Below are 12,311 nucleotides of genomic sequence, written 5' to 3'. Positions count from 1 at the left end.
TCGTTTCCGCGCATTTCACCTACCCCCTCCTTCGTGACTGCCGAACCTGTCGGAGTCGGCTCTCTACGAATGGAGCTTAAATGGGGTTGGCCCTAGTTAGGGATGATAAATGTCGTTATCCTCAACATAAGTTAATCTTGCGCGCATAAGTGACATTCTGTTTGGGTTCCGGTGCGGAGAGCACTGGATCGCTCGCCTGGCGCAGCCGTTCCGTAGCGGAATGTCGCCCGCAGGACCGATGGAGGGGCCGCGCCCATCAGTGTGAGCGCTGAGGTGTCACAACTCATCCGCCGATTCGGTTGACCGTGCGCGAGCGCCGGCCGGCCGCACGGGCCGGCGAAGATTCCTGTATTTGGGGTCTTTCGCTCCTTCTTTTCGCAAATGCACGTCGAGGCTTCCGTTGGTTCTTGCGATGTTCGTATTGCACCCGGCTTCCCGTCGACGCGATGACCGGGGCGTGGGACAGCCCCTCGGCCCTGACTCCCGAGGCCCGTAAGCTTCGTTCCGTGATCGGCTGGACACCCTGCTGCATCAGGGGGACGGGTGGAGATTCAACTTCTGGGCGGCCTCTCGGCGCAACTGCCTGATCGCAAGCTGCACCTTGGTACGCCTAAACAACAGGCGGTGTTCGCGATGCTCGCGGTACACGCGGGTCAACTGGTCAGCCTGAACGACCTGGTCGACGAGTTGTGGTCGGATGACCCGCCGCGCTCCGCGATTGCGAATGTCCGAACCTACGCCGCCAATCTGCGCCGGACCTTCGAGGCTTCCGACACCGGACCGAGCATCATCGTTCGGCAGCAGAACGGCTACCGGCTCACCGTCGGCCCGGAGCTTATCGACGTCTTCCGCTTCGAGATGGAGCGCGCTGCCGGCCGGGAAGCTGTCATGACCGGCGATTTGGATCGGGCCCTCGAACTGTTGGCCACCGCGGTGGCGCGCTGGCGCGGCCCGATATTCGCCGGGATTCCGCTCGGGCCCGTGCTGACCGCTCGCGCGGTGGCCGCCGAAGAGGAGCGCCTGCTGGCCGTGGAACTCCTCGCCGACGTGCAACTGCGGTCCGGGCGGGACGATCTGGCCATCCCGTTGTTGCGGGAGCTCATCGTCCGTCATCCGCTCCGGGAACCGGCGTACGCCCTGCTGCTGCGGGGGTTGTACGAGCGTGGCGACCACGCGGGCGCCCTGGTCGCGTACGACGAGCTGCGGACGCGGCTGACGAGCGAACTCGGCACCGTTCCGGGCGCCAGCCTCCAGTCCCTGCACATGGCGATCAAGGCGGGCCCAGCCCGAGCACCTCGTCCGACCGGTCGGAGTGCAGGCGCGGTGTCGAGCGTTGCGGCCTCCCAGGGCGCCGTCGACGCGGAAAGAAGGCGTCAACCGCACCAAGTGGATCACCTACCTCGGGCGGTGACCGACTTCGTGGGTCGGGAGGACGTGGTGTCGCGGCTGTTGTCCGAGACCCGGCGGGTCGAGGAGCGGGTGCCGGCTGTGCACATCATCGACGGCATGGCCGGTAGCGGAAAGACGACCCTTGCGGTGCACCTGGCCCGCCGGTTGTCCGCCGGGTATCCGGACGCCGCGCTCTTCATCGACCTGTGCGGGCATGGCGAGAAGAACCAGGTCGAACCAGCGAGCGCGCTGGTGACCCTGCTCCGTCAACTCGAGGTGCCCGCGGAGCGGATCCCGATCGAGTTCGACGACCGGCGGGAGTTGTGGCGACGGGAACTCGCCCTCCGCAGATCGGTGATCGTGCTCGACAATGCCGCGGGCAGCGAACAGATCATGCCGCTCCTGCCGGTCGAACCGACCGCCGTCGTGCTGGTGACCTCGCGGCGCAGACTCGCCCACCTGGGTGTCGGGCCATCGCAGACGCTGCCGGCCCTGACCGAGCAGGAGAGCCTGGACCTCCTCGCACTCACCCTGGGTCGGGACCGGGTGACAGCCGAGCCGGACGCGGCGGCCACACTGGTTCGGCTCTGCGGGCATCTTCCGCTGGCGATTCGGCTGGCCGGCGCTCGACTGGCCCACCGACGGGGTTGGCAGGTGGCGGACCTCGTCGACCAGTTGGCCGGCGCGACGTCGGCGCTACACCAGCTGGCCGGCGAGCAGAGCACGGTCCGTGGCGCCTTCGCCACCTCGTACGAGCCGCTGCCGGAACCCACCCGGCGGGTCTTCCGGTTCCTGGGTCTGTACCCCGGCCGTCGATTCGGCCCTCCGTCGGTCGCCGCCCTGACCGGCCTGAGTGTCCCGGAGGCGCGCGGGGCGCTCGACGACCTCGTCGACCGCAACCTGGTGGAGGACGTGGACTCCACGCGATATCAGCTGCACGACCTCATGCGCCAGTACTCCGCCGAACTGTGTTCGCGCACCGATCCGGTGGACGATCGACGGCGCGCGCTGGCCCAGCTGTTCGACTTCACGGTGGCGGCGGCGCTGACGGCCGCCGAGACGGTGGAGCCCGGCGTCCTCCGCTTCAACCTCGACCCCGCACCGACCTGGCGACCCGAGTTGGTCGATGCGATCGGTGAGCTCACCGCCGACTGGCTCGAGGCGGAGCGGACGGATCTGGTGACCATTGTGGTGTCCGCCCTCGACCACGGCTTCCACGAACACTCCTGGCGACTGGCCCGCGCGCTCTGGCGCTTCTGTTACATCCGCGGGTACTTCGAGGACATCATCCTCACCCACCGCCACGCGCTGGTCGCGGCGGAAACGACCGGAGACGTCGCGGCCACGGCGTTGATGAACAACTACCTCGCCTCCGGCTACGTCCGCACCGGTGACAACCGCAACGCGCTCAGCCACCTGACCCGCGCGGTCGCGCTCAGCAGAGAATCACGCGACTCGCTGAACACCGCGCGGTACCGTGCCAACCTGGCGGCCGTCTACTGGTGGAACGGCAATCTGACCGCCGCGGTGGACGTCAGCCGGGAGTCCCTGCGCGACTACAAGGGGTACGGCAACGTCGAAGTGCCGATGGCGTTGCCGAACCTCGGCATAGCGCTGATCTCGCTGGGCCGGTACGAGGAGGCGTTGCGTCTGCACCGTCTGCACCTGTTCTGGGCCCGGACGCACTCGGACGACTTTCACATCCTGAACGCCCTCAGCCACATCGGGGCCGTACGCGTGCGGATGGGCGCCCTACCGCAGGCCATCCGCATCCTGCTCGCCTCCCTGGCCCTGCGTGATCGCACCGGCCACCGGTACGCCGAGGGCGAGGTGCGCAACGATCTCGGGATCGCCTACCGCGGTCTCGGTCGGCTGGTCGAGGCTCAGCAGGAACACGAGACGGCCCGCAAGCTGTCAGTCGCCTCGGGGGAACGGCACGTCGAGGCCGCGGCCCTGAACGAACTCGGGCGCACCCTGCTGGCGCAGGGACGCGGCGGCGAGGCGTACGAGATGTTCCAGGAAGCCCTGCGGTTGGCGACCCGGATCGCACACCCGCACGAGCAGGGACGCGCGCTGTCCGGGCTCGCGGAGCACTTCGCCCGCGTCGACCCCGTCGAGGCCCGACGGCACTGGGAACGGGCACTGGCGATCTTCCGACGGATGGGTGTGCCGGAGCGCTTCGAGGTCGAACGGCGGCTGGCGGAGTTGCCGGACCGGGCCGCGTACGTGGGGCGCTGACCAGCCCGTACAGCGCTTATCGATTTCTTATCGCGGCGCCCGATAGCTTCTGGCGTAACGACGAACGGGGAAGGTTCTGCCGGTGTGCAGGACCGCGTCGACCGCCCGTTGTGAGGTTTCCCCCCGGTCTCCTCGACGACGGGTCGGCGCGGAAGGAGCGGCGTCCGACGGTGCGCCGTCAGCACCCGGCGCGCAGTCAGCGTGACGCCGCTCCTTCACAGCGCCGTCGTACCCCGGCGATAGGCTCACGACCGTGACGGAACCCGCGCAGCTCAGCCACGTCGACCGCGCCGGCGCGGCACGCATGGTCGACGTCTCCGCCAAGGCGGTGACCGGTCGGCTGGCCGTCGCCGCCGGTCGCCTGCGGACCACTCCCGAGGTCGTCGACCTGCTGCACCGCGACGGGTTGCCCAAGGGTGACGCGTTGGCGGTCGGTCGGCTGGCCGGCATCATGGGGGCCAAGCGCACGCCGGATCTGATTCCGCTCTGCCACCCGATCGCCCTGCACGGCGTCACCGTCGACCTGCGGTTGACCACCGACACCGTGGAGATCACCGCCACCGCCCGCACGGCGGACCGGACGGGGGTGGAGATGGAGGCGCTCACGGCGGTCGCCGTCGCCGGTCTCGCCCTGATCGACATGGTCAAGGCGGTCGACCCGGCGGCGTCGGTCGAGGCCGTGCGGGTGCTGCGCAAGGAGGGCGGCAAGACCGGCGAGTGGGTGCGTCCGGAGGACCGCCAGTGATCCGGGCACGGGTGATCGTCGCGTCCAACCGGGCCGCGGCGGGTGTCTACGCCGACACCAGCGGGCCCCTGCTCGTCGCCGGTCTACGTGAGCTGGGCTGCCAGGTGGACGAGCCGGTGGTGGTGCCCGACGGTGAGCCGGTCGGCGCGGCGCTGCGGGCCGCCCGCGACGACGGTGTCGACGTGGTGCTGACCAGTGGCGGCACCGGGGTGACGCCGTCGGATCGGACTCCGGACGTCACAAGGGGTCTGCTGGACTACGAGATCCCGGGCATCGCCGAGGCGATCCGCGCGCACAGTCGGGACCGGGTGCCCACCTCGGTGCTGTCCCGGGGCCTGGCCGGCGTCGCCGGCCGGATGCTCGTGGTCAACCTGCCCGGCTCGACCGGTGGTGCCCGCGACGGCCTGGCCGTCCTCGGTCCCATCCTCGGCCACACCGTCGACCAGCTACGCGGCGGAGACCACTAGGCACCACCGCGCGGCGGGGTCCACCGACGGCCCGCGCCCGTCCAGGTTCCGGCGGGTGTCGGTCCGGGCCGATAGGCTCGGTCGGTGAGCACGGAAACCGCACCCACGGCGGATCGGGTCAGCGCACCGCCCCCGGCCGGGTGGGAGGAGGCGCGGGCGCGGGTCTACGCGGTCGGTCTGGCCGCCGCGCTGCCCGCAGTCGTCCGATCGCTGGCCGACGCCGACGGGTCGACCCTGGCCGAGCCGCTGACCCCCCGCACCGACCTGCCCGCCTTTCCGACCTCCAGCGTGGACGGCTGGGCGGTGCGCGGCAGTGGCCCGTGGCGCGTCGTCGGCCGGGTGCTGGCGGGCAGCACGCCCGCTCCGCTGACCGAGGACGGCACGACCGTCGAGATCGCGACCGGTGCGATGGTGCCCCAGGGAGCCACTGCCGTCCTGCGGGTGGAGGAGTCGACGACAGTCGACGGCCTGGTCAGCGGCGTGCCCCGGGAGGCGCCGGAGTGGCGCGAGCCCGGCGAGGAGGCGTCCGCGGGTGAGGAGCTGCTGCCGGCCGGCACGCCTGTCGACCCGGCGGTGATCGGGCTGGCGGCCTCGTGCGGGCATGACACGCTGCGGGTCCGGCGGGTGCCGCGGGCCGCGCTGTTGGTCTTCGGCGACGAGCTGCTGACGTCGGGTCCGCCGGCGGCCGGCCGCGTCCGGGACGCGCTGGGCCCGGCGGTGCCCGGGTGGCTGCGACGCTACGGTTGCCAGGTCCGTCCGTCCGACGTGGTCGGCCCGGTGGCCGACACGCTGCCCGCGCACGTGGCGGCCGTGCGCGCGGCGCTCGGCACCGCCGATCTGGTCTGCACGACCGGCGGCACGATGAACGGTCCGGTCGACCACCTGCACCCGACGCTGGAGGCGCTCGGCGCCGACTACGTGGTCAACACGGTGGCGGTCCGGCCGGGCTTTCCGATGCTGCTGGCCCGGCTGACCGACCACGACGGGCGGGTCCGGTTCGTGGCCGGGTTGCCGGGCAACCCGCAGTCCGCCATCGTCGCACTGGTCTCGCTCGTCGCTCCCCTGCTCGCCGGCCTCCAGGGCCGCGCCATGCCGGTGCTGCCGCACACCACGCTGGCCGAGGCGGTGCCCGGTCGCGGCGACCACACCCACCTGGCGCTGGTGCGGCTGGACCGCGTCGCGGGCGTCGCCCGGCCGGTCCGACACGTCGGCTCAGCCATGCTGCGCGGCCTGGCCGGCGCGGACGGCTTCGCCGTCATCCGACCCGGCACCAGCGGCGCTGCGGGAGACCGGGTGCCGTTCGTGCCGCTGCCACTGTTTCCCGGGGAGCGTGTGTCGTGACCGCACCAGCGATCACCTTCGGCGAGGTCACCGACCAGCCACTGGATCTCGCCACGCACGAGGCCGCGGTCGCCGACCGCCGGGCCGGCGCGGTGGTCTCCTTCCAGGGCGTGGTCCGCGACCACGACCACGGCCGCCAGGTCACCAGCCTGGAGTACGAGGGGCACCCCAGCGCCGCGCAGGTGCTCCGCGAGGTCGCCGCCGAGATCGCCGCGGACCCGGACGTCTACGCGGTGGCGGTCTCGCACCGGGTCGGCGCGCTGGCGATCGGTGACGTCGCCCTGGTGGCCGCGGTGAGCACCGCCCACCGGGCGGCGGCCTTCGCGGCCTGCGCCCGGCTGGTCGACGAGGTCAAGGCCCGCCTGCCGATCTGGAAGCGGCAGGTCTTCACCGACGGCACCGAGGAGTGGGTCAACTGCCCCTGACCGTTCAGCGTTGGCCGTTGACCACCACGGTCCGGGCGAGCCGATCGCCGTAGAAGGCCGGCTCCGCTCCCGGACGCCAGGGCAACGCGGCGACGAGCACGATCAGCGCGAGAGCCAGCGAGTTCTCCATCAGCGCGCCGAAGAGGCCGTCCTGGTAGTGCGACATCTCCGGCAGTTGGTGCTCGTACGGCCAGATCGGCGAGATCAGGAAGAGCAGATAGAGCCCGATCGCGGCGACGCCGTGCCGCAGCCCGGTCAACGTGGGATACCAGATCGGCGGGCGGAGCCCGTTCACCCCGGACAGCCCACCGAACCCGGCGCCCTGGCCGTTGCGTTGCGGCAACCCCCGGCTCGCCTCCCGGCGGCGTACGGCGGCGTCGGCCAGCACGATGATCGCCGGGATCACCCAGACCAGGTGATGCGTCCAGGAGATCGGGCTGATCACGTTCGCGGTCAGACCGACGAGGGTGAACGCGGTCAACTCGTCACCGTCGGCGCGGGAACTGGCCGCCCGGGACAGGCCCAGCGCCAGCATCAGCACCGAGAAGGCGAGCCAGAGCAGGCCCGGGGTCTCGATCGAGTCGTACAGCCGGGCGAGCAGTCCGGCGAGCGACTGGTTGGGCGTCATGTCCGCCGCGCCGACCCGTTCGGTCTGCCAGAGCACGCTGCCGAAGTAGGTGCGTGACTCGTCGCCGACGATCACGAAGGACGCCACCGTCACGCCGATCGCGGTGCCGATCGCCGTGGCCGCCACCCGCCACTGACGGGTGATCAGCAGGTAGACGATGAACAGCGCCGGGGTCAGCTTTATCGCGGTGGCCAGGCCGATGCCGGCGCCGGCCCACGCCCCGCCGTAGACGAAGCGGAGCAGCGGCCCGTCGGTCGCGACGTAGTGGGTGCCCCGGCGGGAGCGCCACCGCAGGCCGATCAGGTCCGCCATGATCAGGGCGAACAGCAGCAGGTTGACCTGGCCGTAGCCGAGGGTCTCCCGGCCCGGCTCGATCGCGACCGCGAGCGGCACCGCCACGGCCACTGTGAACCACAGCGGCCAGCCCAGCCGGTCCACGATGGGGCGCAGCAGCCCGGCCAGCACCAGCGCCAACGCGGCGATGCTGGCGACGACGTTCGCCAGGCCGGCCAGACCGACCGGGAGCTGTGCCATCGGCAGCATGACCAGCCCGGCGAAGGGCGGATAGGTGAACCCGAGTGTGGTTCCGGGCGCGATGAACTCGTAGAGCTCGTGACCGCTCGCCCACCACACCACCGCACCGTGGTAGATCTTCATGTCGAAGAAGTTGTACGGCCGCCCGAAGGTGCCGATGGCGAGCCATGCGGCGTAAGCGACGGCGGCCACGATGGCGCCCCGTACGACGTTCCTGCGATCGATCCCACGCGTCACACGCTGGATTGGGGCGAGGCGGTCCGCCCGTCTACCGACAGCCGTCGGCATGGCGTGGCCACCCCCGTACCAAGGTCGTCCTACCCGTCCAGGTCCTGCACGGAGCCTAGAACGGCGCCTCACGTCAGTGCCTCCCGCGTTATGCGACCGTGTCCGATCCCACACATGTTTTTGACATTTCCACCGCGTTAACGCCTACCGGGTGGTTCAGGTAATTCGTGGCCTTAGCGGGGGTGAGGGATGAGACAGGATTGCATTGACGCAGGTCAGCCCGGCAGTCGACGTGCGGTGGCCGCGGACCGGACGGCGATCCGCGCCTCGCGTCGGGCGGTACGGACGGCCCGCTGCATGGAACGTCGAGAGTGGCCGATGCGATGGCCGGCGCGCCACCGCAGACCGGGCTTGCCGCCGGTGTCCGCGGCGGCGAGCAGCAGACCGCCGAGGAGACCGAGGTTCTTCAGCGCGTGGATCTGGTTGTTGTTCTTGGCGACCGGGTCGTCGTTGTTCCAGAAGGGATGCCCGGCGATGGTCACCGGCACCAGCGTGCCGGCCAGCACCAGCGCCGCGGGCCGGCTGAACCGCCCGGTGGCCAGCATCAGGCCCGCGCCGGCCTGCACCGCCGCGTTGAGCCGGACCAGCTTCTCGGTCTCCGTGGGGAAGTTGGGGTGCGCCTTCTTCAGCATCGGCGCGACCTTGTCGGTCACCGGTTGGGCGGCCGCCGTCAGCCGGCCCGGGTTGCGGAAGTTGCGGTATCCCTGCACCACGAAGATGCCGCTCAACATGGCGCGGGCGAGGGAGCGTACGGGCGTCATGGATCAGTCATACCCCTTCGCGGCGTTTGCTACCCGGGCAACCGCAGGATCGGATCGGTACGTGTACACGTGCGCCACGCCGAATCGAGCGACAGTCACGGATGGACGAGCGGTGGCGGGTAACGTCGCGCGGGTGACGACGCTGCGGCTCCGACCCGAGGACCCGGCCGACGCCGGCCCGGTCCGCCGCGTACTGGCCGCCGCCTTCGCCCGTCCGGACGTGCCGACGCCGCCGGAGGTGAGTCTGGTGGACGAGCTGCGGGGCACGCCCGCCTGGCTGCCGGAGCTGGCCATGGTCGCCGAGTACGGCGGCGAGATCGTCGGGTACGCCCTGCTCACCCGCGTGCGGCTGCGGCCGGAGCGCGGTCCGGACGTGCCCGTGCTGGCGCTCGGCCCGGTGGCCGTCGCACCGCACCGACAGCGGGTCGGCCACGGCACGGCTGTCGTGCAGGCCGCCCTGGACGCCGCCACCGAACTGACCGAGCGGCTCGTCGTCGTCCTCGGCGCACCGGCCTTCTACCGGCGGTTCGGGTTCGGCCCCGCGACGGAGCTGGGCCTGAGCAGCCCGTGGGCCGGCCTCGGCGAGCCCTGGCAGGCGTTGGTGCTGCCGCCGTCGACCAGTGAGGAGGGTCCGCCGCCACGCGGCGAGGTGCTCTTCCCGGCGCCCTGGTCGAAGGTCTGAGACGGTCAGGCCGGCTGAGTCCGCAAATACCGCCCGAAGTGCGGGACCGTGAAGGCGACGGTGCCCCGTTCACCGGAATAGATCAAGCCCTTCTTGATCAACGCGTCCCGGGCCGGGGAGAGACTCGCGGGCTTGCGGCCCAGAGCGCGGGCGATCTCCGCTGTGGGCACCGCCGCGTCCATGTCGTCGCGAACCACGGTGCCGGGCTCGCCCTCGACCGCTGACAGCGTCGCCATCGCCCGCATGTACTCGCGTTCGGCCGGAGTGGCCCGTTCGAACCGCGACCCGAAGAACCCGACCGCCAGCTCGGCCTCCGCCTCGGGCGCGGCGACCCGCACGTCGGCTGCGGTGATCGGCGAGCGCGGCGCGTGGTCCCAGGTCGCCTTCCCGTACGCCTGGACGAAGTAGGGGTAGCCGCCGGACTTCTCGTAGAGCAGGTCGAGGGCCTTCTGCTCGTACTCGACCTCCTCGCGCTCGGCGGGCGCGCAGAGCGCGTGGTCGGCGGCGATCCGGTCGAGCCGGTCGATGCGCTGGTAGCGGAACAACCGCTCGGAGTACGACTTGGCGGCGCTGAGCACGGCCGGCAGGTGCGGCAGGCCGGCGCCGACGACGATCAGCGGCGCGCCGAGCTGGGACAGCTCGTGGCAGGCGGCACAGAGCGCCGACACGTCCTCCGGGCCGAGGTCCTGCATCTCGTCGATGAAGACGGCGATGCCGGTGCCGACGTCGCTCGCCACCGCGGCGGCGTCGCTGAACAGCTCGACAAGGTCGATCTCGATGTCCCCGGAGTCCGCTCGGCCGCTGGCCGCCGGCACGTCGATGCCGGGCTGCCACCGGTCGCGGAGCTTGGGTGCGGCGCCGGCCCGGCCGGTGGGGGCGGAGCGCTGGGCGAACGCCTTGAGTACGCCGAGGAAGGCGTCGATCCGGTCGGGTGCGCGGTGTCGGGGAGCCAGCTCCCGGACCGCCATGTGCAGGGCGGCGGCGACCGGACGGCGCAACGACTGGTCCGGTCTCGCCTCGATCTTGCCGGTGCCCCAGAGGCGGTTGATCGCCTGGGACCGGAGGGTGTTGAGCAGGACGGTCTTGCCGACCCCACGGAGCCCGGTGAGCATCAGGCTGCGCTCCGGGCGACCCCGCGCGATGCGTTCCAGCACGATGTCGAAGACGTCCAGCTCCCGCCCCCGCCCGGCGAGTTCGGGCGGACGCTGGCCGGCGCCCGGCGCGTACGGGTTGCGGACCGGATCCACGCATCGCAGAGTATCGGGCCATCTAGCTGCGCAGCTAGACATGGATAGATGCGGCTACCGGCGTGTCGGGGCTGTCGACACGAAACTAGGGCTGTCTAGCGTGGATGCTAGACAGCCCTAGTTTCGGCAATCGCGCTACCGCTTCTTCAGGCAGAGCACGTAGTCGAACAGGTCGATCGAGTTGTCGTGCACGTAGTTCGCGGTCGCCTGCGGCGCGAGTGTCTCGCAGCGGTCCCCGTCGGTGGTGGCCGGAATCCGCAGCAGCACCTGATAGGTGTTCGGGCCGCACGGCACCTTGCGCAACGCGGCGTCGTCGTCGCTGCCGTCGTTCACCACGCAGTCACCCCGGGCGAACTCCTCGTCCGGGGTGGGCGCGGCCGGCGTCGGTGGGTCGTCGGGCAGGGCGGGCGGAAACACCGGCGCGCTGAGAGTTGGCGTGGGATCGACCTCGTTCGCGGCGTCCGCGACCCGCCAGACCGCCCAACCGGCCAGCCCGAGGCAGGGACACAGCACGAGCAGCACCACCAGCGCGATGATGAGGGCGACCTTGCCGCCCGTCTTCTTCGCCGGAACCGCCGGCGGCATCGGGTAGCCGGGAGCCGGCTGACCCCAGGGACCGGCCGGCTGACCCGGCATCGGCCCGGCGGGCTGACCCGGCACCAATCCGGCGGGCTGACCCGGCATCGGCCCGGCCGGCGGGAACGGCCCGGGCGGCGGGTAGCCGGGACCCGAGACGGGTGGCGGGTAGCCCGCACCCGAGGTGGGCGGCGGTGGGCCCGAATCGGCCGCCGGCGGTGGGTAGCCCGGACCCGACGTGGGCGGTGGGGCCCACATCGGTGCTGTCGGCGGCTCCGCCCCGGCGGGTGGTGGCCCCCACTGCTGCCGGGTCGGATCGTCCGCGGGTGGCGGCGTACTCCACTGGGGCACTGTGGGGTCGACCGCCGGTGAGCCGTCGGGCCCGGTGGGCGGGCGCTGGTACGGGTCGTCCGGATGATCGGGACCCGATGGTCCGTAGGTCGTCATGTCATTCCCGGGGTGGGTGGTCTCAGCGTTGCTTGAGGCAGAGGACGAAGTCGAGAGTGTCCAGCTCGCTGTCGAAGAAGTACCAGTTGGTGTAGCCCTCGACCTTGGCGCACTTGGCCTCGGCGTCCCGCTCACCGCTCGTCGCGCCGTCGATCCGGCTCAGCACCTCGTACGACTTGGCGGTGCAACCGCTGATCAGCAGCTTGGGTTTGCCGCCGGCCACGCCGTCGTTGCGGACGCACTGGCCGACCTTGGCGAACCGGGGATCGGCCGACGACTGCGGCGCGGCGGCGCTCGGCGTGGGCGCCGACGCGTCCGGGCTGGGCTCGTCGACCGCCGCCGGAGTGGTCGGAGCGGCTACCGGTGCCGGGTCGCCCTTGCCCCGACCGAGCCAGAACGCGGCGCCGCCAGCCGCCAGCAGCACCAGCACAACGGCGAGTACCGCGATCAGCGGCCCCCGACCGCGCCGGTTCGGCGGACGGTCGTCGCCGTACCTGTCGTCGTCGAGCTGGTACGGCTGGCCGCCGTACACCGGCTCGTAGG

At 71.4% G+C, this 12,311-nt stretch carries 11 protein-coding genes; 6 read left to right on the top strand and 5 right to left on the bottom strand.

Going from position 1 to position 12,311, the window contains the following annotated elements; genetic code table 11:
* The first annotated feature begins 543 nt into the window (after positions 1 to 543).
* From O7634_RS08955 to O7634_RS08935, 5 genes are all read left to right on the top strand, one after another.
* Positions 544 to 3,627, top strand: a complete 3,084-nt coding sequence (locus O7634_RS08955; protein WP_278149669.1) for a BTAD domain-containing putative transcriptional regulator — start codon at positions 544 to 546, stop codon at positions 3,625 to 3,627.
* Positions 3,628 to 3,880: 253 nt separating this feature from the next.
* Positions 3,881 to 4,372 carry a cyclic pyranopterin monophosphate synthase MoaC gene (moaC, locus tag O7634_RS08950; RefSeq protein WP_278149668.1) on the top strand — a complete coding sequence of 164 codons (492 nt, stop codon included), beginning with the start codon at positions 3,881 to 3,883 and terminating at the stop codon, positions 4,370 to 4,372.
* Positions 4,369 to 4,839: a MogA/MoaB family molybdenum cofactor biosynthesis protein gene (locus O7634_RS08945; RefSeq protein ID WP_278149667.1), complete on the top strand. Its 471-nt coding sequence runs from the start codon at positions 4,369 to 4,371 to the stop codon at positions 4,837 to 4,839. Before moaC ends, O7634_RS08945 begins: the two co-directional genes overlap by 4 nt.
* Positions 4,840 to 4,923: 84 nt before the next feature.
* Positions 4,924 to 6,180 carry a molybdopterin molybdotransferase MoeA gene (locus tag O7634_RS08940; RefSeq protein ID WP_278149666.1) on the top strand — a complete coding sequence of 419 codons (1,257 nt, stop codon included), beginning with the start codon at positions 4,924 to 4,926 and terminating at the stop codon, positions 6,178 to 6,180.
* The gene (locus O7634_RS08935) at positions 6,177 to 6,605 is read left to right on the top strand and encodes a molybdenum cofactor biosynthesis protein MoaE (protein ID WP_278149665.1); all 429 of its coding nucleotides are present in this window, start codon (positions 6,177 to 6,179) and stop codon (positions 6,603 to 6,605) included. The genes O7634_RS08940 and O7634_RS08935 overlap by 4 nt, the downstream gene beginning before the upstream one ends.
* Positions 6,606 to 6,609: 4 nt before the next feature.
* Here the strand turns inward: O7634_RS08935 and O7634_RS08930 are convergent, their stop codons facing one another.
* Together O7634_RS08930 and O7634_RS08925 are read right to left on the bottom strand one after the other, a co-directional pair.
* Complete coding sequence (locus O7634_RS08930; protein WP_278149664.1) at positions 6,610 to 8,055, bottom strand: glycosyltransferase 87 family protein; 1,446 nt, start codon at positions 8,053 to 8,055, stop codon at positions 6,610 to 6,612.
* 215 nt (positions 8,056 to 8,270) lie between these two features.
* Complete coding sequence (locus O7634_RS08925; protein WP_278149663.1) at positions 8,271 to 8,816, bottom strand: DoxX family protein; 546 nt, start codon at positions 8,814 to 8,816, stop codon at positions 8,271 to 8,273.
* A 133-nt stretch (positions 8,817 to 8,949) separates the two neighbouring features.
* On the opposite strand from O7634_RS08925, the gene O7634_RS08920 reads away from it, so the two are divergent.
* Entirely contained in the window at positions 8,950 to 9,498 is a 549-nt protein-coding gene (locus O7634_RS08920; RefSeq protein WP_278149662.1) for an N-acetyltransferase, read from the top strand.
* 5 nt (positions 9,499 to 9,503) lie between these two features.
* Here O7634_RS08920 and O7634_RS08915 read toward each other — a convergent pair whose 3' ends face one another.
* The 3 genes from O7634_RS08915 to O7634_RS08905 form a co-directional block, all read right to left on the bottom strand.
* Positions 9,504 to 10,745, bottom strand: a complete 1,242-nt coding sequence (locus O7634_RS08915; RefSeq protein WP_278149661.1) for an ATP-binding protein — start codon at positions 10,743 to 10,745, stop codon at positions 9,504 to 9,506.
* A gap of 135 nt (positions 10,746 to 10,880) precedes the next feature.
* On the bottom strand, positions 10,881 to 11,330 hold the full coding sequence (locus O7634_RS31890; RefSeq protein WP_347404309.1) for a hypothetical protein: 450 nt from the start codon (positions 11,328 to 11,330) through the stop codon (positions 10,881 to 10,883).
* Between the two features lie 460 nt (positions 11,331 to 11,790).
* On the bottom strand, positions 11,791 to 12,300 hold the full coding sequence (locus O7634_RS08905) for a hypothetical protein (protein WP_278153917.1): 510 nt from the start codon (positions 12,298 to 12,300) through the stop codon (positions 11,791 to 11,793).
* Positions 12,301 to 12,311: the final 11 nt, after the last annotated feature.

The organism is Micromonospora sp. WMMD1120 (genome assembly GCF_029626235.1).
In the GTDB taxonomy this organism is placed as follows: Bacteria; Actinomycetota; Actinomycetes; order Mycobacteriales; family Micromonosporaceae; genus Micromonospora.
This window is presented reverse-complemented; position numbering and strand designations above follow the sequence as displayed.

Excerpts from the sequence above, each read along its gene's own strand:
- O7634_RS08930 (WP_278149664.1), bottom strand. The coding sequence starts at position 8,055 with ATGCCGACGGCTGTCGGTAGACGGGCGGACCGCCTCGCCCCAATCCAG.
- O7634_RS08925 (WP_278149663.1), bottom strand. The coding sequence starts at position 8,816 with ATGACGCCCGTACGCTCCCTCGCCCGCGCCATGTTGAGCGGCATCTTC.
- O7634_RS31890 (WP_347404309.1), bottom strand. The coding sequence starts at position 11,330 with ATGCCGCCGGCGGTTCCGGCGAAGAAGACGGGCGGCAAGGTCGCCCTC.